The sequence below is a fragment of the Modestobacter lacusdianchii genome (assembly GCF_054177765.1).
This window is the reverse complement of the sequence record NZ_JBJJTJ010000004.1, coordinates 156,213-180,196: the sequence shown is the minus strand read 5'-3', so window position 1 is coordinate 180,196 and position 23,984 is coordinate 156,213. Positions and strand designations below refer to the sequence as shown.

The window sequence follows — 23,984 nt, the reverse complement described above, 5'->3', positions numbered from 1 at the left end:
CACAGCCTGGCCAGCCGGAGCTACCGGCCAGTAACCTCCGCGCACCGCACTGCTTCTCCGAGCCAACGACGACCCGGGAGCGCACGCATGGACCAGATCAGGGACGCCATCCTCGCCGATGACCTCGACGCGATCGGAGGGCTCCCGACACCGGGGTCCTACCGCGCGGTGCTGGTCCGCAAGGACGAGCAGGAGGTGTTCGAGGGCCTGCCGACGAAGGACAAGGACCCGCGACGGTCCCTCCACGTCGAGGAGGTGCCGACCCCGGAGCTGGGCCCGGGCGAGGCGCTGGTCGCGGTGATGGCCTCGTCGGTCAACTACAACACCGTGTGGACGTCGATCTTCGAGCCGGTGTCGACCTTCGGCTTCCTGGCCCGCTACGGCCGGCTCAACGACCTGACGAAGAAACACGACCTGCCCTACCACGTGGTCGGCTCCGACCTGGCCGGCGTCGTGGTCCGGGTCGGCCCCGGGGTGAACAGGTGGGAGCCCGGCGACGAGGTCGTCGCGCACTGCCTGTCGGTCGAGCTCGAGGACCCGGCCGGCCACGACGACACGATGATGGACCCGCAGCAGCGCATCTGGGGCTTCGAGACCAACTTCGGCGGCCTGGCCGAGCTGTCCCTGGTCAAGAGCAACCAGCTGATGCCCAAGCCGGCCCACCTCACCTGGGAGGAGGCCGCCTGCCCCGGGCTGGTCAACTCCACCGCCTACCGACAGCTGGTCAGCCGCAACGGCGCGGCGATGAAGCAGGGCGACGTCGTCCTCATCTGGGGTGCCTCCGGCGGGCTGGGCTCCTACGCGACCCAGATGGCGCTCAACGGCGGCGCGATCCCGGTCTGCGTGGTCGGCAGCCCGGAGAAGGCCGAGATCGTGCGGTCGATGGGCGCCGAGCTGGTGATCGACCGCTCGGCCGAGCAGTACCGGTTCTGGAAGGACGAGGAGACCCAGGACCCCGACGAGTGGAAGCGGCTGGGGGCGCGGGTCCGCGAGCTGACCGGCGGGGACGACGCCGACATCGTGTTCGAGCACCCGGGCCGGGAGACCTTCGGCGCGAGCGTCTACGTCGCCCGCCGGGGCGGCACGATCGTCACCTGCGCCTCCACCAGCGGGTACCTGCACTCCTACGACAACCGCTACCTCTGGATGAACCTCAAGCGGATCGTCGGCTCGCACTTCGCCAACTACCGCGAGGCGTGGGAGGCCAACCGCCTGATCCAGCGGGGGTTGATCCACCCGACCCTGTCGAAGACCTACGCCATGCACGACGTCGGCCAGGCCACCTACGACGTCCACCGCAACCTGCACCAGGGCAAGGTCGGGGTGCTCACCCTCGCCCCGGAGGAGGGCCTCGGCGTGCGGGACACGGCGCTGCGCGAGCAGCACCTGACGGCGATCAACCGGTTCCGGGACCAGTAGCCGGCGGCTCCTGCTCCACCGCCCACGGCCCGCGGTGGGCTCCTGCGCAGCGCCCTGCCGGTCCGCGACAGGACCGGCGGGGCGGGGTCTGGGAGTTCGCTGGGAGCGGTCCACGACACGCTGACCGCACCCCCGGATCAATGCGAGGATGACGGCATGAGCGACCCCCGCGACGAACTGCTCGACTACCGCGACAGCGGGCCGACCTTCGACGTCGTCCGCAAGGGGTACGACCGGGAGCAGGTGGCCGAGACGCTGGCCGGCCTGGACGCCGACCTGCGCGTCGCGCTCGCCGACCGCGACGCCGCGGTCGCCCGCTCCGCCGATCTGGCCCGCCAGCTGCAGGCGCTGCACGGCGAGGTCGAGTCGCTGCGCCGTCGCGCGGCCACCGCCAGCGCGCCCACCTTCGAGAACATGGGCGAGCGGATCTCGAACATGCTCCGGCTGGCCGAGGAGGAGGCCGCGGAGATCCGCCGCGCGGCCGAGGAGCAGGCCGCCCAGTTGCAGGCAGCCGTGGCCGCCGAGGCCGAGGCGATCCGCGAGCGGGTCGCCGGCGAGGAGCGCGCGCTGGGCGAGCGGTCGGCCGCCAGCCGGGCGGAGGCCGAGCGGCTGGTCGTCGAGGCCCGCCAGCACGCCGAGCAGATCGCCGCCGTGGCACAGGCCCGCGCCGACGACCTGGTCACCAAGGCCCAGGAGCGGGTGGCCCGGCTCGACGCCGACTCGCAGGCCCGCCGCGCCAAGGCCGAGCAGGACTTCGAGATCGCCCAGCGCGCCCGCCGCACCGAGGCGGCCCGGCTGGAGGAGGAGCGCGAGCGCACCTCGATCGCCACGGCGCAGCAGCGGGTGGCCGAGGCCGACGAGCGGGCCCGCCGCACCGTCGCCGAGGCGGAGGCGGCGGCCGCCGCGATCCGCGCTGTCCGCGACGAGCTGGTCGGCCGGCTGACCGACGTCCGTTCGCTGCTCGGTCAGCTGCCGGACCTGTCGGACCGTCCGCAGCAGGGCAGCGACACCCCGGCACCGGCCGCCGCGCCGCGGCAGCAGGCCCCGGCCGATGCTCCGCAGGACCGGGCACAGCAGGCGCCGGCCCAGCAGGCGAACGAGGCAGCCGCGGCCCAGCCGACGCAGCGCGAGCAGGCAGGAGCGCAGCGCGAGCAGGCGGCGCAGCGCGAGCAGGCACCCCAGGGCGACCAGGCACCGGCAGCGCAGGCCGCGAGCCGGCCGGCCCCGGCTCAGCAGGCACCGGCCCAGGCGCCGGCAGGCAGCTCGGCGGCGGGCGCCCAGGCAGCCGCACCGGCGCGGGCGGCGCAGACCCAGGAGGTCCGCATGCCGGCGCCGGCCGGGTCCGGTGTGGCACCGGCGCCCGAGCAGGCCGGTGCCCCGGCCACGGGACAGCGCCAGGTCGTCCGGACCCCGCCCCCCGCCCACCCGACGCAGCAGGTCGCGGCCCAGCGGCCGGAGACGGCACCGGCCGCGGCGCAGTCCACCGGTGACGAGGCCGATGCCACCCAGCCCGGCACCGCGGAGCAGCCGGCCGTCGACCGTCCGGCGGCCCAGCAGCGGCCCCAGCCGACCCCGCGGCAGACGCCGCCGGTCCCGGCCCGTGGCCCGGCCACCCGGGTGCAGCCGAACCCCGCGGTGCCGGCCGGCCAGGGCGGCCCCGCCGCCCCCGGCCGGAGCTGACCTCCGCACCTCCCTCCCGACGGACCCGTCCGGCGCCGATGGCGCGGGCGGGTCCGTCGTCGTCTCCCCCGATGGCCGCGCCCGGACGGCCGTGTCAGGGTCGGCCGGGTCACCTGCTGCTGAGCCGGCCCGGCGGTCGTGGGGCGTCCGTCGGCAGCGCGGCACGGCGGGGTGCCCGCGGCGAGGGCACGATGGGACCGTGACCGGTCCCGGTCAGCGACCACCGGGACCGCAGCCAGCGCGGGGGGGAGGACGACGGCCGTGGCCGAGTCGACGACACGGCCGGACGGCGCCCCGACGTCCGGCACCGGCGAGCCGCGACGGCTGCACGCAGCGGGCCACCGCGCTCACGACCAGCAGGTCAGCTGGGCCGTGCCGACTGGCGAGCCAGGAGCCGAGCCACCTGCTGCCACGCCGGAGGGCCGGGCGGCGTCCGGCGCCGAGGGCCCTGTCCGCGACGCGCAGCCTCGCTCTGCCCACGCCGCGCGGCCCGACACCGGCCGCACCCGCACCAGGCGCCCGGGCGCGGACACCGGCCGTGCTGCGGACGACCGCGGCCCCGCCGGCCGAGGCGCCGGCGGCGTGCCGCGACGGGCCCGGCACCGGGCCGCACGACCGCCCCTGCTGGCCCGTGCCCGGGCCGGTCTGCTGTGGCCGCTGGCGGCGCTGGTCGTGGTCGGCCTGGTCGCCGGGCGCACGCTGCGCGGCGGGCCGCTGCCCGGCGACGGCGCCCTGATGGCGCCGGCCTTCCTGCTCGCCCGCGGCGAGGGCTCGCTGGCCGCGCTCTCCCCCGAGGGGCTGGGGGCCGCGCACGCGGCGGTCCACGCGACGGTGACCCGGGCCGTGGCGCGGCACGCCACCCTCGCCGGTGCCGAGCGGGAGCTGCTGCTCGTCGTGCTCCTGGTCAGCGCCGTGCTGCTGTGGCGCACCGCGCGGCGGATCGGGGTACCGGACGCCGCCTGCGCGCTGAGCGTGCTGGCACTGGGCGCGGTGCCCACGCTGGCGCCGCTGCACGCGGTCGCCACCCCGGCCGTGTTCGCGAGCGCCTGGTCGCTGCTGGCGGCGTGGCTGCTCGCCGGCCTGCTCGGCGGCGGCCGGGCAGCCGGCAACCGCCCGCCGGTCGCCGCCGCCGTGCTCGCCGCGGTCGCCGTCGTGCTGGCCGGGCTGCTGGCGCCCGACGTGCTGCTGCTCCTCGTCGCCGGGGCCGCCGCCACCGCGGCGCTGACCGGTCCGGTACGCCGGCGCGCACTGGCCGCCGGTCTGGGCCTGCTGCTGCTGGCCGGCACCCGGGTGCTGGTCGGCCGTTGGCACCCCGACGCCGGGGACCCGGCCCGCTGGGGTGCCGACCGGCTCGACCTCTGGCTGCTCAGCGCCGCCCTCGTGGCCGTGGGTCTGCTCGCCGCCTGGTCGCTGCCGGGCCTGCGCGCCCTGGGCGCCTCCCTCGTCGCCGTCACCGTGCTCGCCGTCGCCCCGCCGGTGAGCCGGCTGTCCGCGCTGGTCGTCGTCCTGCCGCTCGCCGCGCTGCTGCTGGGCGCGGTGGCCACCGTCGCGGCGTCCCGGGTCGCCCGCCCGGTCCTCGCCCGGCGCCCGCAGGCCCTGCTGGCCGCCGGGCTGGTCGCCGCCGTCCTCCTGGCCGGGGCGGGGGCCGGTGCGGCCGCGGCGCTGGCCGGCGCGCCGCGGCGCGACCTCGGGGCGGCTGCGTACGCGCAGCTGGCCGCCTGGACGGCCGACCAGCTCCGGGACGACGCCGTGCTGGTCGCCGGGCCCAGGACGGGCGCCGAGCTGCTGCACGCCGGCGTCGACGAGGCGCAGCTGGTCCGCAGCGGGGACGTGCCGGTGCCGGCGTCGGCGCCCGCTCCCGACGGCCTGGCGCTGCTGGTGACCACGGACCGGCCCGCGGCGGGCAGCGCACCCCTGGCCCGCTTCGGCGACGCGGCCGACGGCCCGGTGCTCACCGTCGCCGACCCCCGCCCGGTCGCACCGACCGAGGAGCAGCTGGCGGCCCGCCGCGACCTGGCCGCCGCCCTGCTGGCCAACCCCACGACCGACGTCCCCGCCGAGGCGGCGGCGGTGCTCGCCGCCGGCCGGGTCGACCCGCGGCTGCTGTCGCTGCTGGCCGGCCTCGGTGCGCGGTACGGGGTGGGGGTCGGCTCACTGCTGCCGGTGCCCGGCGAGCCGGGCGAGGCGCCCGTCCGCCAGGCGGTGATCAGCAGCCTCGGCGGCACGTCGATCGCCGGGGACGACGCCGCGGCCCAGGCGGCCGCGGACCGGCTGCGCGCGCTGCTGGACGCCCAGCGCCGGCCGTACGCGCCCGACCGGGTCGTCGAGGTCGAGGGCGGACTGCTGGTCGGCTACCCGCTCGTGCGCGACCCCGACGCACTGGTCAGCATCACCGGGGGACGATGAGCGTGCACCGCCACACCCTGGGTAGTGACGCACCGGACCACCACCACCGAGGAGGAGCCTCATGCCCCGGCTGACCCGAGCGCCGCTGCTCGCCCTGCTCTGCGCCGGGCTGTTCGCCCTGGGGCTGCCCGCCGCGACCGGGGCCGCCGCCGCGCCCGCCGTGTCCGGCGAGGAGGGGCTGGTGCGGATGATGCACCTGTCCCCCGACACCCCCTCGGTGGACGCCTACATCGACTCGGTGTCCGACCCCGACGTCGGTGTGGTCCTGCCCGCGGTGACCTACGGGGACGTCTCCCCGTACCAGGTCGTCCCGACCGGCACGTACACGGTCAGCGCCCGCGCCGCCGGCGCCGACCCTTCCAGCCCGCCGGTGCTCGCCAGCACCGTCACGGTGGCCCCCGGTGCGGCGACCACGATCGCCGGCGTCGGCTACTTCGCCGACCTGGGCTTCGCCGTCCTGTCCGACGACCTCACCCTGCCGCCCGCCGGGCAGGCACGCGCCCGGGTGGTCAACGCCGCCAGCACCGGGGCGCCGCTGGACCTGACGCTGGCCGGTGGCGGCGCGCTGGCCAGCGACCTGCCCTTCGCCGAGTCGACCGACTACGTCGACGTGCCCGGTGGTGCAGGCGACCTGACGGTGACCACCAGCGCCGGCGAGGCGAGCGAGCTGCCGGTCGAGCTGGCCGCCGGGTCGGTCTACACCGTGCTGGTGCTCGACCGCAGCGGTGGCGGGCTGACCGTGACCAGCGTGCTGGACGCCGCCAGCCCGGGCGTCGTCCCGGTCGGTGGCGTCGAGGCCGGTGCCGGCGGCACGGCGGCGCGCGAGGGCCTGCCGGTCGGCCGGGCGGCCCTCGCCGTCCTCGCGCTGGCCACGCTGGCACTCGCCGTGGGGGTGCGCCTGCCCCGCCGCGGACGCGCGCCACGGCACCTGGCCTCCTGATCCACCCGGCAGGAGCAGTGAGGCGGGCGAGCGGCCAGGAGCGGTCCGGCCGGCACCGCCGGCCGGGGCGCCACCGGCTGACCGCGGTGCGCGGCGGGCTGCTCGCCGTGGCGGTCGTGGCCGGCACCGTCGCCCTGGTCGACCGTCCGGGCGACGCGGTGCCGTCGGCGACCCCGCCGGCGCCGGTGGTGCTCGGCTCCCCCGCCGCGGTGCCCGCCGCCCGCGCCGTCGCGACCCCGGCCGCGCTGCGGATCGACGCCATCGGCCTGGACACCGACCTCACCCGGATCGGCGTGGACGACGCCGGGGCCCTCGTGCCCCCGGCGGACTTCGAGCAGGCCGGCTGGTTCGCGGACGGCCCGGCGCCGGGCGAGGTGGGGCCGGCGGTGCTGGCCGGTCACGTCGACGACCGTCGCGGCCCGGGCGTGTTCTTCCGGCTGGAGGAGCTCGGGCCCGGTGACCGGGTGCAGGTGACCCGCAGCGACGACACCGTGGTCGAGTTCGTGGTCTCCCGGGTGGCCGCCTACCCCAAGGACGACTTCGCCACCGACGAGGTCTACGGGCCGACGACCGGCGCGGAGCTGCGACTGATCACCTGCGGCGGCACCTTCGACCGCTCCCGCCGCAGCTACACCGACAACGTCGTCGTCTACGCCCGGCTCACCTGACGCCCCCGGCCCCGCCCCCGCCCCCGGCCCTGGCCCCGCTGCAGGGGCCCGCGCCGAGCGGAGCGAGGTGTGGGGGGGCAGCGGGGTCCTTCTTTCAGCGGCGGCGGCCGCGGGCCCGCCAGCAGGCGGTGTGCCAGTGCCGGCGCCAGTCCGCGGCCGACTCGGTGTCCCAGGGCTCCAGGTCGGAGTCGCGGGCGTACGCCGGCCAGGTGACCACGTGCGGGGTGCCCGGCCGGATCTCCTGGTCGCAGCCCGGGCAGCGGTAGGTCTTGTCGCTGCCCGCGCCGGTGAGCGGGCGGACCACCCAGTCGCCGTCGCCGGCCTCCTCGATCGGCTGGGCCGGGCGACGACCCGGCGGCGGCCCGGACCGCGCTCGGCGGTTGCCGCCCCGGCGACCCACGGCGGCTACCGGTCCGAGTGGTCGCGGAAGCCGCGGCCGGCCTTGCGGCCCAGGTAGCCGGCGGTGACCAGGTGCTCGAGCAGCGGCGCCGGGGCGAAGCCGGGCTCGCGGAACTCGGTGTAGAGCTCCCGCTCGATCGCCAGCGCGACGTCCAGGCCGACGACGTCCAGCAGCTCGAAGGGGCCCATCGGGTAGCCGCAGCCGACCTTCATCGCGGCGTCGATGTCGTCGGCGGTGGCGTAGTGCGCCTCGAGCATCTTGACCGCGTCGTTGAGGTAGGGGAACAGCAGCGCGTTGACGATGAACCCGGCCCGGTCGGTGCAGGAGACGGCGTGCTTGCCCAGCTGCGCGCAGACGGCGCGCGCGGTGGCGGCGACGTCGGGGTCGGTGGCGATGGTGGAGACCACCTCGACCAGCTTCATCGCCGGTGCGGGGTTGAAGAAGTGCAGCCCGACCACGTCACCGGGGCGCTCGCTGGCCTTGGCGCACTCGATCACCGGCAGGCTGGACGTCGTGGTGGCCAGCACCGCGCCGGGCCGGACGATCTCACCCAGCGCGGCGAACAGCGCCTGCTTGGTGGCCAGGTGCTCGACGACGGCCTCGATGACCAGGTCGGCGTCGGCCAGGTCGTCGAGCCGGGCGCTGCCGGTGACCCGGGCGAGGGCGGCGTCCCGGTCGGTCTGCTCCAGCCGGCCGCGGACGACCTGCTTGTCCAGCGCCCGGGTCAGCTCGGCCTGCACCGTCTCGACCTTGTCGGGGGTGCGGGCTACGAAGGTGACGTCGTAGCCGCCCGTGGCGACGACCTCGATGATCCCGGTGGCCATCGTCCCGGACCCCACGACACCGATCCGGCGCAGCGGGCGTACCTCGGCGGCGGCGTCCTCCGCGGGCGGGGTCTGGGCGTCCGGCACGACCTCGGCGGAGTCCCGGCCGGCGTAGGTGTAGAAGCCGCGGCCGGTCTTCCGGCCGAGCAGGCCGGCGGTCATCATCTGCTTGATCACCGGTGACGGGGCGTGCAGCCGGTTGCGCGACTGCTGGTACATCGTCACGAGGATCTCGTAGGCGGTGTCGATGCCGATGAGGTCCATCAGCGCCAGCGGGCCCATCGGCAGGCCGCAGCCCAGCCGCATGGCCGCGTCGATGTCCTCCCGGCTGGCGTAGCGGTTCTCGAACATCTCGACGGCGTGGTTGAGGTAGCCGAAGAGCAGCGCGTTGGCGATGAAGCCCGCCTTGTCGCCGATGGTGACGTCGATCTTGCCCAGCCGGGCGGCGAGCGCCTCGACGTCCTCGACCACCGAGGGCTCGGTGACGACGGTGCGCACCACCTCGACCAGCTTCATCACCGGCGCCGGGTTGAAGAAGTGCATCCCGATGACCTTGCCCGGGCGCCCGGTGGTCACCGACAGCTCGGTGACCGACAGGCTGGAGGTGTTGGTCGCCAGGATCGTGTCCGGCGGGCAGATGGCGTCCAGCCGGGCGAACAGCTGGGCCTTGAGCTCCATCCGCTCCGGGATGGCCTCCACGACGAGCTCGGCGACGGCGAGGTCCTCCATGGCGGTGGTGAACCGGATCCGGGACAGGATCTCGTCGCGCGCCGCGGGCTCGAGCTTCCCGCGGGCGACGGCCTTGCCGGTGGACTGCTCGACGTGCGCGCGGCCGCGCTGCAGCGCCTCGTCGGTCACCTCGACCGCCGTCACCGAGAGCCCGGCCCGGGCCAGCACCTCGGCGATGCCGGCGCCCATGGTGCCCAGCCCCACCACGCCGACCTCGGTCAGTTCTCTGGCCACGGTGCCGTCCCTCCGCCGTCCGGTGATCGCCGGTGAGTCTCCCACCTCCGACCAGAGAGCTACCCGCCGGTAGTCCCGGCCCCGTCGCCGGGACCCGCCGCGCGCGGAGCGTGTGGTGGGGTGCGACGGGGTCCTTTCAGAACAGCCGCTGGGACGGGTCGTCGGTGCCCTTCAGGACGGCGTAGTCGACGGTCAGGCAGTCGATGCCCCGGTCGGCGGCGAGCACCCGCGCCTGCGGCTTGATCTCCTGGGCGGCGAACACGCCCTTCACCGGGGCCAGCAGCGGGTCGCGGTTGAGCAGCTCCAGGTAGCGGGTGAGCTGCTCGACGCCGTCGATCTCCCCACGGCGCTTGATCTCCACCGCCACCGTCGTGCCACCGGCGTCCCGGCACAGCAGGTCGACCGGGCCGATCGCGGTCGGGTACTCCCGGCGGACCAGCGACCAGCCCTCGCCGAAGGTCTCCACGTGCAGCGCCAGCAGCCGCTGCAGGTCGGCCTCCACGCCGTCCTTCTGCAGGCCGGGGTCGACGCCCAGGTCGTGGCGGGAGTCGTGCTCGACCGACTCGATCGTGATGACCAGCTGCTCGCCGGCCTTGTTGGTGACCGTCCAGGTGCCGGAGCCGTCGGTGAGCTCCTCCTTGAGCGAGCACGGCGGGCTCATCCAGTTCAGCGGCTTGTAGGCCCGGTCGTCGGCGTGGATGGACACCGAGCCGTCGGCCTTGACCAGCAGCAGCCGGGTCGCGGGCGGGAGGTGGGCGGTGAGCCGCCCGATGTAGTCCACGGAGCAGCGGGCAATGACCAGGCGCACGGACGGCGACGCTACCGGCCGGCCCATGGGCCCCCGCCCACCGGCGCGTCATCGACGTGCGTGGAACCCGGGGACGTCGGCAGCCGTGTACTCCCTGTGCGCCCTGCCATCGCTCTGCGTCCTGCCGGCCTCGTGCTGGCCCTGCTGCTGACCGCCTGCGCAGAGGGCGGCGACCCGGGCACGACACCGGCACCCGTGCCCGAGACCGCCGCGGAGCCCGAGACCGCCGCGCTGCCGGAGGCCGAGGACGCGGTGGTGCTCCAGATCGCGCAGACCGGCGGGTTCGTGACCCCGGAGGTGCTGGCCGGCCGGCTGCCGATCGTGAGCGTGTACGGCGACGGCCGGGTGATCACGCAGGGGCCGGTGATCGCGGTCTACCCCGGCCCCGCCTGGCCCAACGTGCAGGTGCAGCAGGCCGACCGGTCGACGCTGCAGGAGCTCGCCGAGCGGGCGCTGGCCGCGGGCATCGACGAGACCGCCGACCTCGGGTCGCCGCCGCTCGCCGACGTCCCCTCGACCCGGTTCACGCTCGTGACCGAGGAGGGGCCGATCACCCGGGAGGTCCACGCGCTCCAGGAGGGGGTGGGTGCCGGCGGGCTGACCGAAGAGCAGGAGGCCGCCCGGGCCGAGCTGCGTGGGCTCCTCGACGAGCTGACCGACCTGTCGGCCACCCTCGGCGGCGACGCCGCACCGGAGTCCTACCAGCCCGCAGCGGTGGCCGCCCTGGCCCGCCCGTGGTCCGCCCCGGCCGACGGGACGACCCAGCCGGAGCTGACCTGGCCCGGGCCGGCGCTGCCGGGCGAGCCGATCGCGCCGGGGGTGACCTGCGTGACCGCCACCGGCGAGCAGGCCCGGGCCCTGGCCGACGCGGCCCGGGGCGCGACGACGCTCACCCCCTGGGTGGGCGCGGACGGCGCCCGGTGGTCGATCACCTTCCGCCCGCTGCTGCCGGAGGAGTCCGGCTGCGCCGACCTGACCGGCTGACCGCCGTGCCCCCCGGGTCCGCGACCCGGGGAGCACCAGCGCGTCAGGCCTGTGCGGCCACCGGCGGCTGCGGGGTGCGCAGGTCGTCGTCCACGCCGCCGTCCTGGTCCACCGGCGCGAGCGGGTCGGCGGTGCGGGTGGCGTTGTAGCGGGCCACGTCCAGCAGCCCCTCCCGCTTGGCGACGATCGTGGGCACCAGCGCCTGGCCGGTGACGTTGGTGGCGGTGCGCCCCATGTCCAGGATCGGGTCGACCGCGAGCAGCAGGCCGACGCCGGCCAGCGGCAGGCCCAGGGTGGACAGCGTCAGGGTGAGCATCACGACCGCCCCGGTGACCCCGGCGGTGGCCGCCGAGCCGACCACCGAGACCAGCGCGATGAGCAGGTAGTCGGTGATCGACAGCGGGACGTCGAAGAACTCGGCCACGAAGATCGCCGCCAGCGCCGGGTAGATCGCGGCGCAACCGTCCATCTTGGTGGTGGCGCCCAGCGGCACGGCGAACGAGGCGTAGCTGCGCGGCACGCCGAGGTCGGCCTCGGTGACCCGCTGGGTCACCGGCAGGGTGCCGATCGAGCTGCGCGAGACGAAGGCCAGCTGGATCGCCGGCCAGGCGCCGGCGTAGAAGCGCAGCGGCGAGAGGCCGTGCAGCTTGAGCAGCACCGGGTAGACGACCAGCAGCACGATCGCCAGGCCGGCGTAGACGGCGCCGACGAAGACGCCCAGCGAGCCGAGGGACTCCCAGCCGTAGCTGGCCACGGCCTTGCCGATCAGGCCGACGGTGCCGATCGGGGCGAGCAGGATGACCCACCAGAGGACCTTCTGCACGATCGCCAGCACCGAGCGGGTGACCGACAGGAACGGGTCGGCGGCCGAGCCCACCTTCAGCGCGGCGATGCCGATGGCCACCGACACCACGATCAGCTGCAGGATGTTGAAGCTGACGCCGTCCGCGTCGCCCTCGAGGCCGAGGAAGTTGGCCGGGACGAGGCCGGTGAGGAAGTCCCACCAGGAGCCGGTCGTGCCCTCGTAGTCGGCCAGGCCGGCGTCGACCGAGCTGCGGTCACCGGGCCGGGTCAGCAGGCCCAGTCCGATGCCGATCGAGACGGCGATCAGGGACGTGATGGCGAACCACAGCAGCGTCTGGCCCGCCAGCCGCGCGGCGTTGGACACCTGCTTGAGGTTGGCGATGGAGACGATGATCGCGGTGACGATCAGCGGGACGACGATCGCCCGGAGCAGCCCGACGAAGGTGTTGCCGATGGTGGTCAGGGTGCTGGTCAGCCAGTTGGCGTCGGTGCCGGGCACCAGCACGCCGTCGACGAAGGAGCCGGAGACCGGGCCCATCGCGCGGGCGACCAGCCCGAGGGCGACGCCGACGACCAGGCCGAGCAGCACCTGGACGGCGAACGGGACGGAACGGAGACGTGCGAGCACGGGGGTGGGTGCCTCTCAGAGCAGGGTGGGGGTGGGCCGGGAGCGGTCGCCCGGACAGCGCTCGGTCGTCACCCGCCCGTGGTCGACGACGCGGCGGCGCGTCAGCCCCCAGAGATCACTCACGCCCAGGACGAAGGCACAGCAGGTGGCCGGCTGTTCCCGCGGGTGACCGGGATCATGATCGTCGACCGCTCCCCTCCGGTGCTCTCGTCGCCGAGCGGCCGAGGGGGGCACGGTCGTCGTCCGGGAGTCGCAGCCGGGTGGTCCTCCCGGTGGAGGGCGACCGCGACCTGACGGTGGATGTGCGCGATGTCCGCGCCGAGCAGGCTCGGGGCATGCCGCTGCCCCTCGCCGCGCTGGGTGAGCCGGTGCGGGCGCTGCTGCACCGCCGCCGCGCCGTCCTCGGCCGGGAGACCCCTGCCGAGGTCCCGGTGGAGGTACCGGCAGGCTGAGCCGGTGAGCTCCCCCGAACCCGTGAGCCGGACGGCGCCGCGGTCGGTGCACCGGACGGTCTTCACCCAGGGCTGGCGCGACGTGACCTTCCTGCACTGGGCGGTGGACCCGCACCTGGTGGCCCCGCTGCTGCCGGCCGGCACCGTGCCCGACGAGCTGGACGGCGCCACGTACGTCGGGCTCATCCCCTTCCGGATGCGGCGGATCGGGCTGCTGGGCGCCCCCGGCCTGCCGTACCTCGGGTCCTTCGCGGAGACGAACGTGCGGCTCTACTCGGTCGACGCCCAGGGCCGGCGCGGCGTCGTGTTCCGCTCGCTGGAGGCCGACCGGCTGCTGCCGGTGCTCGCGGCCCGCTGGGTGGCCCGGCTGCCCTACCAGTGGTCCCGGATGCGCATCGAGCGGGACGGCGACCGGTTCAGCTACCGCTGCGCCCGCCGCTGGCCCGGGCCCCGCGGTGCGGGCGGCACGATCGCCGTCCGGGTCGGTGCGGAGCTGCCCGAGCCCAGCCCGCTGGCGCAGTTCCTGACCGGCCGCTGGGGGCTGCACCAGCTCACCGCCGGACGGCTGGCGTACTGGCCGAACGAGCACCCGGCCTGGCCGCTGCACGCCGCGGAGCTGCTCTCCCTGGACGACGACCTGGTCGCCACGGCCGGGCTGCCGCCGGTGGACGGGCCGCCGGACAGCGTGCTGTTCTCCCCCGGCGTCGACGTCCGGTTCGGCCCCCGGCTCCGCTGACCGCGACGGCCGCGGCCATCGGGACGAAGGCGTTCCGTCCAGGCGAGGGCTGCGTCACACTGCGGGGGTGACCGCGAACCCACCGTCGCCGTCCGCGCCGCCCGTCGCCCTGTCCCCCGCCTGGCTGCACCGCGTCCTCGACTCCGCGCGCACCCGGCTGGGCATGGACGTCGCCTGGATGTCGACGTTCACCGAGACCGCGCAGCAGATCCGCGCGGCCACCGGTGCGCTGGACGAGATGCACGTGCACGAGGGCTTGGAGCCCTCGCTGGAGGGCTCGTTCTGCGTGCGGGTGCTCAGCGGGCAGCTGCCCCCGGTGGTCACCGGTGCCCGCCGCCACCCCGGCACCCGCGACCTGGCGGTCACCGCCGAACTGGGCATCGGCTCCTACGTGGGCGCGCCGGTGCGCAGCTCCGACGGCCGCCCGGTCGGGATGCTGTGCTGCGTCAGCCGGGACGACGGCGCGCACCTGGACGGTGCGGCCGTCCGCACCCTGGAGCTGCTGGCCGACGTCATCGCCGACCGGCTGGCCGAGCCGCTGCCCACCCTCCCGGCCGACCCTGCCGAGCGGGTGCGGGAGGTGCTGCGCGAGGGCGCGGTCGTCACCCACGTCCAGCCGATCGTCGACCTGGCTACCGAGGAGGCGGTGGCCTACGAGGCGCTGGCCCGGTTCCCCGACGTGGCGGAGGGACCCGTCCGGCTGTTCAGCGCCGCGGCCGCCGCGGGGCTCGGGGTCGAGCTGGAGGAGCTGGCCGCCCGCGCCGCGCTGGCCGTCGCACCCCGGCTGCCGGCCGGGCGCCCGCTGGGGGTGAACCTCTCCCCGCAGGCGCTGCTGTGCCCCTCGGTGACCGGCCTGCTGCTCGACCACCGGGCGCTCGACCTCGCCGTCGAGATCACCGAGCACAGCCCGGTCGACGACTACGACGCCCTGGACCGGGCCCTGGGCTGCCTGCGCGAGGCCGGCATCGGGCTGACCGTCGACGACGCCGGCGCCGGCTACGCCAGCCTGCGGCACGTGCTGCGGCTGCGCCCGGACGTCATCAAGCTCGACATCGCCCTGGTGGCCGGCGTGCACGCCGACCCGGCCAAGCGCGCGATGGTCAGCGCGATGGTCGGCTTCGCCGACGAGACCGGGTCCCGGCTGGTGGCGGAGGGGATCGAGGAGGCCGCCGAGGTGGCGACGTTGCGCTCGCTGGGCGTGCGCCACGGGCAGGGCCACCTGCTCGGCCGTCCGGCGCCGCTGCTCTGAGCCGCCCGGTGCCGCCGGCGAGCGGCAGGGGATGATCCGCGGCAGACGTCGTCGAGGTGGGGAGCAGCGTGGTGGAGCCCGTTCGGTTCGGACTCGTGGGGTACGGCTTCGGTGGCCGGTGGTTCCACGCCCCGCTGCTCGCCGCCGCGGCGGAGTGCGACCTCGTCGCCGTGGTGACCTCCTCGACCGAGCGCCGCGAGCTGATCGGCCGGGAGCACCCCGGCGTGGCCGCCGTCGGCTCGCTGGCCGAGCTGGCCGCGGCCGGCGTCGAGGCGGTGGCGATCTCCACCCCGGCAGGCACGCACTCCGCGCTCACCGACGAGGCGCTGGACCTCGGCCTCGCCGTGGTCTGCGACAAGCCGTTCGCCCTCGACGCCGCCGCCGCGCGGGCCAGCGTCGAGCGGGCCGAGCGGCTGGGCCTGCCGCTCGCGCCGTACCAGAACCGGCGCTGGGACTCCGACTTCCGCACCGTGCGGGCGCTGGCCGAGGCCGGCACCCTCGGCACGATCACCCGGTTCGAGTCCCGGTTCGAGCGGTTCACCCCCGAGCCCGGGCCGGCGCCCTCCGGCGGCGGCACGCTGCTGGACTTCGGCAGCCACCTGGTCGACCAGGCGCTGGTGCTGCTCGGCCCGGTCACCTCCGTGTACGCCGAGTGGCGGGTGCGGGAGAGCGGCCTGGACGACGACGTCTTCGTCGCCCTCACCCACGCCTCCGGTGCCCGCTCGCACCTGGCCGGCAGCTGGAGCGAGGGCGCCCCCGGCAACCGGTTCCGGGTCACCGGCACCGCCGGCAGCTACGTCGTCGGCGGCCCGATGGACGGCCAGGAGGACGCGCTGATCGCCGGTGAGACACCCGCCACGCTGGGCCCGGACTGGGGTGCCGAGCCCGAGGCCCGCTGGGGCCGGGTGCGCCGCGGCGACCACGAGGACCGGGTGCCCACGCTGCCCGGCGCCTGGGACACCTTCTACCCCGCCTTCGCCGCCGCGGTGCGCGGCCAGGGCATCGTGCCGGTCGACCCCCGGGACGCGATCGCCTCCCTCACCGTGCTCGACGCCGCCCGGCGCAGCGCCACCGAGGGCGTCGTCGTCCGCCTCTAACCCGGGAGCCTCTGACCCGGGAGCCTCTGACCCGGGAGCCTCTGACCCGGGAGCACGGCCTCCCGGCGGTCCGGGTCGAGGTGGTTCGCGGCCCGGACGACGGCCACCACCTCGGCCATGATGTCGGTGATCCCGAAGTCCTTCGGGGTGAACACCCGGGCCACCCCCAGCTCGCGCAACCGGCGGGCGTCACCGTCCGGGACGATCCCGCCGACCACCACCGGGACGTCGTCCAGCCCGGCCGCCCGCAGCCCCTCGAGCACCGCCGGGACGACCTGCAGGTGCGACCCGGAGAGCACCGACAGCCCGACGACGTGCACGTCCTCCTCGACCGCGGCCGAGACGATCTGCGCCGGGGTCAGCCGGATGCCCTGGTAGACGACCTCGAACCCGGCGTCCCGGGCCCGGACGGCGATCTGCTCGGCGCCGTTGGAGTGCCCGTCCAGACCGGGCTTGCCGACCAGGAAGCGCAGCCGGCCGCCCAGCTCCTCCCCCGTCGTGCGCACCCGCTCGCGCACCTCGGCCAGCGTGGTGTCGCCCTCGCCGGCGCCCGCCGCGCCGACCCCGGTCGGGGCCCGGTACTCACCGAACACCTCGCGCAGCACGCCGGCCCACTCCCCCGTCGTCACGCCGGCGCGGGCGCAGCGCAGGGTCGCCGGCATCAGGTTCCCGGTGCTGCCGGCAGCGGCGCGCAGGGCGTCCAGTGCCTCGGCCACCGGGCCGGGCTCCCGGGCTGCCCGCCACTGCCGCACCGCGCGCTGGGCCGCGGCCTCCACCGCCGGGTCGACGGTCTGCACCGCCGTCCCCAGGTCGGTCGTCAGCGGGCTGGGCTCGGTCGTCTCGAACCGGTTGACCCCGACGACGACGTCCGCGCCGCTCTCCATCCGGCGCCGGCGCTGCGACAGCGAGGCGACCAGCTGGCCCTTCATGTAGCCCGACTCCACGGCGGCCACCGCCCCGCCCAGCTCCTGCACCCGGGCCATCTCGGCCGTGGCACCCTCGACCAGCTCGGCGACCTTGGTCTCCACCACCACCGACCCGGTGAAGAGGTCGTCGTACTCCAGCAGGTCGGTCTCGAAGGCGAGCACCTGCTGCAGCCGCAGCGACCACTGCTGGTCCCAGGGGCGGGGCAGCCCGAGGGCCTCGTTCCAGGCCGGCAGCTGGACGGCGCGGGCGCGGGCGTCCCGGGACAGGGTGACCCCGAGCATCTCCAGCACGATCCGCTGCACGTTGTTCTCCGGCTGGGCCTCGGTCAGCCCGAGGGAGTTGACCTGCACGCCGTACCGGAACCGCCGTTGCCCGGCGTCCTGCACGCCGTAGCGCTCCCGGGTCAGCTCGTCCCAGAGCCGGCCGAAGGCGCGCATCTTGCACATCTCCTCGACGAACCGGACGCCGGCGTTGACGAAGAAGGAGATCCGGGCGACGACGTCCCCGAAGCGCTCGGGGGGCACCTGGCCGGAGTCGCGGACCGAGTCCAGCACGGCGATCGCGGTGCTCATCGCGTAGGCGATCTCCTGCACCGGCGTCGCCCCGGCCTCCTGCAGGTGGTAGCTGCAGATGTTGATCGGGTTCCAGCGCGGCATCGCCGTCACGGTGTAGGCGACCACGTCGGTGATCAGCCGCATGCTCTGCGCCGGCGGGAACACGTACGTCCCGCGGGACAGGTACTCCTTGACGATGTCGTTCTGCGTCGTCCCGGCGAGCCGGGCGACGTCGTGCCCGTGCTCCTCGGCCACCGCCTGGTAGAGCGCCAGCAGCCACATCGCCGGGGCGTTGATCGTCATCGACGTGTTCATCTCGTCCAGCGGGATGCCGTCGAAGAGCGCCCGCATGTCACCCAGGTGGCTCACCGGGACGCCGACCTTGCCCACCTCCCCCACGGCCAGCTCGTGGTCGGGGTCGTAGCCGGTCTGGGTGGGCAGGTCGAAGGCCACCGACAGGCCGGTCTGGCCCTTCGCCAGGTTGCGGCGGTAGAGGGCGTTGGACTCGGCGGGTGACGAGTGGCCGGCGTAGGTGCGCATCACCCAGGGCCGGTCGCGGTCCTTCGGCGCTGAAGGGAACGGCATGCCCGCGGAGTGTAGGGCGGTTACCCGCCAGTAGCCACGGGCTGCCCGGGGCGGTGGCACACTCGGCAGCGGGTCTGGGGCCGACCGGTCACACCCGCTCCCGGGAGGTCAGCGTGCCGATCGACGCGGGCAGTCTGCACTTCCTGGTGGGGCCGGCCATCGCCGCGCTGATGGTCGGCCTGCTGCTGCTGTTCCTCCGCTGGGCCTTCTCCTCCGGGGGCTCCTCGGGCAAGCCGGTGCAGCGGGAGGAGCTGCTGACCCCGGTGGCCACGCTCACCCGCCGGGAGTCCGCGCTCGCGTTGCGCGCGGTGCTCTCCGACGCCGGCATCCGGTCCACCATCCGCGAACCGGCCGCCCACCGCGCCGACGTCCTGGTCTTCCCCGAGGACCTCGCCCGGGCCCGGGCGCTGGCCCTCTCGTTCGGCGGCCGCTGACGAGGGACCCCCCTCGCCCCCAGACCCCGCTCCGCTCGGCCCGGGCCCCTGCGAGGGGGCCGATCGTCAGCTCGGACGCTGGGTGCGCTCGATCTGCACGCCGACGCCGCGCAGCTGCTCGGTGAAGTCGGGGTAGCCACGGTCGACGTGGTGCACGTCCTGCACCTCGGTGACCCCGTCGGTGAGCAGCCCGGCCAGCACCAGGCCGGCGCCGGCCCGGATGTCGGTGGCCAGCACCGGGGCGCTGGAGAGCCGCTCCCGTCCGCGCACCACCGCGTGGTGGCCGTCGATGCGCACGTCCGCGCCGAGCCGGACGAGCTCGTTGACGAACATGAACCGGCCCTCGAACACGTTCTCGGTGATCAGCGCCGTGCCGGTGGACACCGCGGCGAGCGCCACCGCCATCGGCTGCAGGTCGGTCGGGAACCCGGGGAAGGGCAGCGTGACGACGTCGACGCCCTTCGGCCGCTCGTCCATCGCCACCCGGACGCCGTCCGGGCCGGGCTCCACGGTGGCCCCGGCGCTGACCAGCTTGTCCAGCGGCACGGTCAGGTGCTCGGCGACCGCCCGCTCGATGACCAGGTCGCCGCGGGTCATGACCGCGCCGATGGCCCAGGTACCGGCGACGATGCGGTCCGGCACCACCGAGCAGGCCACCGGGCGCAGGCCGCCCACGCCCTCCACGGTGATCGTCGAGGTGCCGGCGCCCTCGATGCGGGCGCCCATCGCCACGAGCATCGAGCACAGGTCGACGATCTCCGGCTCGCGGGCGGCGTTGTCCACGATCGTCGTGCCCTCGGCGAGCACGGCCGCCATCACCAGGTTCTCGGTGGCCCCGACCGACGGGAAGTCCAGCCAGATCGAGGTGCCGACGAGCTTGGGGGCGGTGGCGATCAGGAAGCCGTGCTCGCTCACGATGCTGGCGCCCAGCCGCTCCAGGCCGGCGATGTGCATGTCCAGGCCGCGGGAGCCGATCGCGTCACCACCGGGCAGGGCCACCTTCGCGGTGCCCAGCCGGGCGACCAGCGGACCGAGCACGCTGATCGAGGCGCGCATCCGGCGGACCAGGTCGTAGTCGGTCTCGCTGGAGGGCCGCTCGGGGACGTCGATCAGCACCCGCCCCCCACCGCTCGGGCTGCCGCCGGGCTCCAGCGGGTAGCGCTCGAAGACCACGCCGCAGCCCAGGCGCCGCAGCACCTCGCTCATGATCGTGACGTCGAGGATGTCGGGCACCTCCTCCAGCGTCGTCCGCCCCGGGGCCAGCAACGCGGCCGCCATGAGCTTCAGGGCGCTGTTCTTGGCACCGGTGACGCGGACCCGACCGCGCAGCGACGCCCCGCCGGTCACCTCGAAGCACTCCACTCGACCACCCTACGGGTGGCCCTGCTGCAGGGTCCCGCCCCGAGCCTGCGAGGGGTGGGGGCAGCAGGGTCCTCCAACTAGGCTCGGCCGCATGACCGTCCGGCTGACCCGCATCTACACCCGCACCGGCGACGCCGGGCAGACCCACCTGGGCGACATGTCCCGGGTCAGCAAGACCGACCCCCGCCTGGTCGCCTACGCCGACGTCGACGAGGCCAACAGCTGCCTGGGTGTCGCGATCGCCCTGGGCAGCCCCTCGGCGGAGCTGACGGAGCTGCTGCGCAGCATCCAGAACGACCTGTTCGACGTCGGTGCCGACCTCTCCACCCCGGTGCACCCCGACCCGGAGCACCCGCCGCTGCGGGTCACCCCCGCCTACACCGAACGGCTCGAGGCGGCGTGCGACGTCGCCAACGCGGAGCTGCCGGCGCTGACCTCGTTCGTGCTGCCCGGCGGCACCCCGCTGGCCGCGCTGCTGCACACCGCGCGGACGGTCGCCCGCCGGGCCGAGCGCAGCGTGTGGGCGCTGCTGGAGGCCGACGGGGAGCGCACCAACCCCGAGACCGCGCGGTACCTCAACCGGTTGTCGGACCTGCTGTTCATCCTGTCCCGGGCGGCCAACCCCGACGGCGACGTGCTCTGGGAGCCCGGCGCGCACAGCGGCGTGCACGCCCAGCGCGCCGCTCGCAGCGAGGGCTGAGCGCGGACCGGCCCCGCCGCAGGGGCCCGCGCTGAGCCTGCGGAGCGTGGGGGGCGGCGGGGTCCTTCGTCAGCGGTCGACGGGCGGGGCCGACTCGATCCAGGACAGGAAGCCGGTCACCGTCGAGGTGTCCATCGCCAGCTCCTGCGGCCCGGCACCGGTGCGGCAGGTCAGGATCACGCTCTCGTCGGGCAGTGACAGGTCGTCGGCGGTGGGCCGGCGGCGCGCGTCCACCTGGAACTGGGAGCGGCACAGCCGCCGGTTGGGCCGTACCGAGAGCGACAGGGCCCGGTACCAGAGCAGCGTCTCCCCCGAGTACCAGGCGACGCCGACCGACCAGCGGGGCGCACCGGGGGCCCGCAGCCACATGGTGACCGCGCCCAGCCCGGAGAGCAGGAAACGGCGCCGCAGCAGGAAGGCCGCCACCAGGCCGACGAGCAGCACCCCGACGAGGACCAGGACGACGGTGGTCACCGGGCGGGTGCTGGGGGCCGCGAGCGGATCGGGACGGAGCTCAGCCGGCTGCGGTCAGGCGTCCTGGCCGGCGGCGCGGAGCCGGGACTGCGCCCGTCGGGCGGCGGCGAGCGCCTCGGGGTCGTCGCCGGCCTGCTCGGCCCGGCGGAGCGCCTCACGGGCCCGCTCCACGTCGATGTCGGTGGAGATCTCCGCGGTCTCGGCGAGGATCGACACGCCCCGCTCGGTCACCGAGAGGAAGCCACCGTGCGCCGCGACGACGAGGTCGTCACCGGACTCCGGTCGGATGCGGACCACGCCGCCGGGGGCCAGCTCGCCCAGGAGCGGCGCGTGACCGGGCAGGACACCGAGCTCGCCCTCGGTCGTGCGGGCGATGACCATGCTGGCCTCACCGGACCAGATCATCTTCTCCACGGCCACGAGCTCGACCTGCAGGGTCGCCACGTCAGTCCTCCAGGGTCATCGACCGGCCGTTCGGGCCTGTGATGCGGGCCGCCGGTCCGGTCGGACGCGGCAGCGGGTCGATCCCACTGTACCGGCGCACCGGGGACGTCCCCGCCACAGCCCGGCTGGAGCCCGCCTCGAGCCGGGCGCGGACGCGATCCACGACCCGAGCGCGCGCCTCATGCCGCGGCGCCGACCCGGTGGCTCCGGCCCACTCCGGACAGCGTCCAGTGACGGTCCGGCGGCATGGTCGCGCTGCGGCCCCCGACGCCACCCGCGCGGACGGGGTGACGCGGCCGTGCGGCGCCGCTGAGGGCCGGTGACGTTCCCTCATGCGGCGCGGCGGTAGACCACGGTCCACCGGCCCACTCGGACCTGCGGGTGCCAGACCACCGAGCGGGGAGCCCACTCGGCCACGTCGAACGGCTCCGCGGCGGGCTCGACCGGCGCGTAGGGCGGCCAGCTCCAGTCCAGTGCGTCCTCGGGCAGCGGACCGGGGGCGGTCTGGTCGGGGCGGCTCGGCGCGAGCGTCGCCGTCCCACTGCGCCGCAGCACCGCCGCGAGGCCTGTCCTGTGCACCGTCGTACTCCCGTTCCTGGCGCCCGCCGACCGGACGCACCGACCACATGATCGACACCGCCACGGGGTTGCTTGAACTCCGTTCGACGCGACCACCCGATCGGATGGAGCCTGCCCCGCCGTGCCACCACGCCAGGTCACCGCCCCGCACCGGAGTGCGGGCACGCCTGGGTCCACGACCGGCCGACACCGCAGCGCTGCCCGGGCCGGCTGACCTCCGGCCGACGCCGTGCCACGCCACCGGGCGGTGCCGGCCGGTCGGCGTCAGCGCTGAGCCCGCCCGGCCCGACCCGGTCGACCGGGACCCCTCCGGGAACGGCGACGGCCGGGCTCCCCGCAGGGAGCCCGGCCGCGACCGGAGTGCAGCGCCCCCGCGGGAGCGCAGTCGTCGGACTGGCGACTAGCTCTTCTTGAGCTTGTCGTAGTTCCGCTCGAGGTCCTCGAGGCCACCGCACATGAAGAAGGCCTGCTCGGGCACGTGGTCGTACTCGCCCTGGGTCAGCGCCTTGAACGCCTGGAGCGTCTCCGACAGCGGCACGTACGAGCCCGGCTGACCGGTGAAGGCCTCCGCCACGAACATGTTCTGGGAGAGGAACCGCTCGATCCGCCGTGCGCGGTTGACGGTGACCTTGTCCTCCTCGCCCAGCTCGTCGATGCCGAGGATCGCGATGATGTCCTGCAGCTCCTGGTACCGCTGCAGGATCCGCTTCACCTCGCTGGCGATGTCGTAGTGCTCCTGCCCGACGTACTGCGCGTCGAGGATCCGGCTGGTGGAGTCCAGCGGGTCGACGGCCGGGTAGATGCCCTTCTCCGAGATCGGCCGCGACAGGTTCGTCGTGGCGTCCAGGTGGGCGAAGGTGGTGTGCGGCGCCGGGTCGGTGATGTCGTCGGCGGGCACGTAGATCGCCTGCAGCGAGGTGATGGACCGGCCCCGGGTCGAGGTGATCCGCTCCTGCAGCTCGCCCATCTCGTCGGCCAGGGTCGGCTGGTAGCCCACCGCGGAGGGCATGCGGCCCAGCAGCGTGGAGACCTCGGAGCCGGCCTGGGTGAACCGGAAGATGTTGTCGATGAAGAGCAGCACGTCCTGGTCCTGCTCGTCGCGGAAGTACTCCGCCATCGTCAGGGCGGACAGCGCCACGCGCAGCCGGGTGCCCGGCGGCTCGTCCATCTGGCCGAAGACCAGCGCGGTCGAGTTGATGACGCCGGACTCGGTCATCTCGGTGATGAGGTCGTTGCCCTCACGGGTGCGCTCGCCGACGCCGGCGAACACCGAGACGCCACCGAACTCCTGGGCGACGCGGCGGATCATCTCCTGGATGAGCACGGTCTTGCCCACACCCGCACCGCCGAACAGGCCGATCTTCCCGCCGCGGATGTACGGGGTGAGCAGGTCGATCACCTTGATGCCGGTCTCCAGCATCTCGGTGCGGCCCTCGAGCTGGTCGAACTTCGGCGCGTGCCGGTGGATCTCCCAGTGCGGGGCGTCGGTGCCGTAGCCGGGGGTGTCCAGGCACTCGCCGAGGGCGTTGAACACGTGCCCGGTGACGGCCTCGCCGACGGGGACGTTGATCGCCTTGCCGGTGTCGGTCACCTCGGCGCCGCGGACCAGGCCGTCGGTCGGCTGCATGGAGATGGTGCGGACCACGTTGTCGCCCAGGTGCTGGGCGACCTCGAGGGTCAGCGTCTTGCCCAGGTCGGCCAGGGTGACCTCGACCTTGAGCGCGTTGAAGATCTCGGGCATCGCGTCGCGGGGGAACTCGACGTCGACGACCGGGCCGGTGACCCGGACGACCCGGCCGGCGCCGGTGGTCGACTGGGTGCTCGGGCGGTCCTCGGTGACGGTCATCAGTACTGCTCTCCTGCCCTG

Annotated in this window: 21 protein-coding genes; 11 read left to right on the top strand and 10 right to left on the bottom strand. The window is 75.3% G+C overall.

Going from position 1 to position 23,984, the window contains the following annotated elements; all coding sequences use genetic code 11:
• The first annotated feature begins 87 nt into the window (after positions 1-87).
• The 5 genes from ccrA (at position 88) to ACJTNH_RS04505 (ending at position 7,113) form a co-directional block, all read left to right on the top strand.
• Positions 88-1,419, top strand: coding sequence for a crotonyl-CoA carboxylase/reductase (gene ccrA / locus ACJTNH_RS04525; RefSeq protein WP_458173077.1), 1,332 nt, complete (start codon positions 88-90; stop codon positions 1,417-1,419).
• A 156-nt stretch (positions 1,420-1,575) separates the two neighbouring features.
• Positions 1,576-3,099 carry a hypothetical protein gene (locus ACJTNH_RS04520; RefSeq protein ID WP_458173076.1) on the top strand — a complete coding sequence of 508 codons (1,524 nt, stop codon included), beginning with the start codon at positions 1,576-1,578 and terminating at the stop codon, positions 3,097-3,099.
• Between the two features lie 582 nt (positions 3,100-3,681).
• The gene (locus tag ACJTNH_RS04515) at positions 3,682-5,505 is read left to right on the top strand and encodes a hypothetical protein (RefSeq protein WP_458173075.1); all 1,824 of its coding nucleotides are present in this window, start codon (positions 3,682-3,684) and stop codon (positions 5,503-5,505) included.
• A gap of 61 nt (positions 5,506-5,566) precedes the next feature.
• A complete protein-coding gene (locus ACJTNH_RS04510; RefSeq protein ID WP_458173074.1) occupies positions 5,567-6,445 on the top strand; it encodes a DUF4397 domain-containing protein in 879 nt (292 codons plus the stop codon).
• A 17-nt stretch (positions 6,446-6,462) separates the two neighbouring features.
• Positions 6,463-7,113, top strand: a complete 651-nt coding sequence (locus tag ACJTNH_RS04505; RefSeq protein WP_458173073.1) for a class F sortase — start codon at positions 6,463-6,465, stop codon at positions 7,111-7,113.
• A gap of 94 nt (positions 7,114-7,207) precedes the next feature.
• Here the strand turns inward: ACJTNH_RS04505 and ACJTNH_RS04500 are convergent, their stop codons facing one another.
• The 3 genes from ACJTNH_RS04500 to nucS all read right to left on the bottom strand — a co-directional run bounded on the left by ACJTNH_RS04500 (position 7,208) and on the right by nucS (position 10,108).
• Complete coding sequence (locus ACJTNH_RS04500; RefSeq protein ID WP_458173072.1) at positions 7,208-7,513, bottom strand: hypothetical protein; 306 nt, start codon at positions 7,511-7,513, stop codon at positions 7,208-7,210.
• A 5-nt stretch (positions 7,514-7,518) separates the two neighbouring features.
• Positions 7,519-9,300 (bottom strand): 3-hydroxyacyl-CoA dehydrogenase family protein, encoded by a 1,782-nt coding sequence (locus tag ACJTNH_RS04495; protein WP_458173071.1) that lies wholly within the window; start codon positions 9,298-9,300, stop codon positions 7,519-7,521.
• 136 nt (positions 9,301-9,436) lie between these two features.
• On the bottom strand, positions 9,437-10,108 hold the full coding sequence (nucS, locus tag ACJTNH_RS04490) for an endonuclease NucS (protein ID WP_458173070.1): 672 nt from the start codon (positions 10,106-10,108) through the stop codon (positions 9,437-9,439).
• Between the two features lie 195 nt (positions 10,109-10,303).
• On the opposite strand from nucS, the gene ACJTNH_RS04485 reads away from it, so the two are divergent.
• Positions 10,304-11,092, top strand: coding sequence for a hypothetical protein (locus ACJTNH_RS04485; protein ID WP_458173069.1), 789 nt, complete (start codon positions 10,304-10,306; stop codon positions 11,090-11,092).
• A 43-nt stretch (positions 11,093-11,135) separates the two neighbouring features.
• Here ACJTNH_RS04485 and ACJTNH_RS04480 read toward each other — a convergent pair whose 3' ends face one another.
• Entirely contained in the window at positions 11,136-12,524 is a 1,389-nt protein-coding gene (locus ACJTNH_RS04480) for a dicarboxylate/amino acid:cation symporter (RefSeq protein ID WP_458173068.1), read from the bottom strand.
• A 456-nt stretch (positions 12,525-12,980) separates the two neighbouring features.
• Between ACJTNH_RS04480 and ACJTNH_RS04475 the strand changes: the two genes are divergently transcribed.
• The 3 genes from ACJTNH_RS04475 to ACJTNH_RS04465 all read left to right on the top strand — a co-directional run bounded on the left by ACJTNH_RS04475 (position 12,981) and on the right by ACJTNH_RS04465 (position 16,058).
• The gene (locus ACJTNH_RS04475; protein ID WP_458173067.1) at positions 12,981-13,712 is read left to right on the top strand and encodes a YqjF family protein; all 732 of its coding nucleotides are present in this window, start codon (positions 12,981-12,983) and stop codon (positions 13,710-13,712) included.
• A 67-nt stretch (positions 13,713-13,779) separates the two neighbouring features.
• The gene (locus tag ACJTNH_RS04470; RefSeq protein WP_458173066.1) at positions 13,780-14,961 is read left to right on the top strand and encodes a sensor domain-containing phosphodiesterase; all 1,182 of its coding nucleotides are present in this window, start codon (positions 13,780-13,782) and stop codon (positions 14,959-14,961) included.
• A gap of 68 nt (positions 14,962-15,029) precedes the next feature.
• The gene (locus ACJTNH_RS04465; RefSeq protein WP_458173065.1) at positions 15,030-16,058 is read left to right on the top strand and encodes a Gfo/Idh/MocA family protein; all 1,029 of its coding nucleotides are present in this window, start codon (positions 15,030-15,032) and stop codon (positions 16,056-16,058) included.
• On the opposite strand, the gene ACJTNH_RS04460 is transcribed toward ACJTNH_RS04465, so the two are convergent.
• Entirely contained in the window at positions 16,055-18,124 is a 2,070-nt protein-coding gene (locus ACJTNH_RS04460) for a methylmalonyl-CoA mutase family protein (protein ID WP_458173064.1), read from the bottom strand. The two genes, ACJTNH_RS04465 and ACJTNH_RS04460, sit on opposite strands and share 4 nt — an antisense overlap.
• A gap of 113 nt (positions 18,125-18,237) precedes the next feature.
• On the opposite strand from ACJTNH_RS04460, the gene ACJTNH_RS04455 reads away from it, so the two are divergent.
• Positions 18,238-18,558, top strand: coding sequence for a hypothetical protein (locus ACJTNH_RS04455; protein ID WP_458173063.1), 321 nt, complete (start codon positions 18,238-18,240; stop codon positions 18,556-18,558).
• Between the two features lie 66 nt (positions 18,559-18,624).
• Here ACJTNH_RS04455 and murA read toward each other — a convergent pair whose 3' ends face one another.
• Positions 18,625-19,920 carry a UDP-N-acetylglucosamine 1-carboxyvinyltransferase gene (gene murA / locus ACJTNH_RS04450; RefSeq protein ID WP_458173062.1) on the bottom strand — a complete coding sequence of 432 codons (1,296 nt, stop codon included), beginning with the start codon at positions 19,918-19,920 and terminating at the stop codon, positions 18,625-18,627.
• 91 nt (positions 19,921-20,011) lie between these two features.
• Here murA and ACJTNH_RS04445 point away from each other — a divergent pair, with 91 nt between their 5' ends.
• Positions 20,012-20,620, top strand: a complete 609-nt coding sequence (locus ACJTNH_RS04445) for a cob(I)yrinic acid a,c-diamide adenosyltransferase (protein ID WP_458173061.1) — start codon at positions 20,012-20,014, stop codon at positions 20,618-20,620.
• A gap of 69 nt (positions 20,621-20,689) precedes the next feature.
• Here ACJTNH_RS04445 and ACJTNH_RS04440 read toward each other — a convergent pair whose 3' ends face one another.
• The 4 genes from ACJTNH_RS04440 to atpD form a co-directional block, all read right to left on the bottom strand.
• Positions 20,690-21,094 carry a DUF2550 domain-containing protein gene (locus tag ACJTNH_RS04440; RefSeq protein ID WP_458173060.1) on the bottom strand — a complete coding sequence of 135 codons (405 nt, stop codon included), beginning with the start codon at positions 21,092-21,094 and terminating at the stop codon, positions 20,690-20,692.
• A 54-nt stretch (positions 21,095-21,148) separates the two neighbouring features.
• Positions 21,149-21,538, bottom strand: coding sequence for a F0F1 ATP synthase subunit epsilon (locus tag ACJTNH_RS04435; protein ID WP_222193973.1), 390 nt, complete (start codon positions 21,536-21,538; stop codon positions 21,149-21,151).
• 330 nt (positions 21,539-21,868) lie between these two features.
• Positions 21,869-22,117, bottom strand: coding sequence for a hypothetical protein (locus ACJTNH_RS04430; RefSeq protein WP_458173059.1), 249 nt, complete (start codon positions 22,115-22,117; stop codon positions 21,869-21,871).
• Between the two features lie 400 nt (positions 22,118-22,517).
• Entirely contained in the window at positions 22,518-23,963 is a 1,446-nt protein-coding gene (gene atpD, locus ACJTNH_RS04425) for a F0F1 ATP synthase subunit beta (RefSeq protein ID WP_458173058.1), read from the bottom strand.
• Positions 23,964-23,984: the final 21 nt, after the last annotated feature.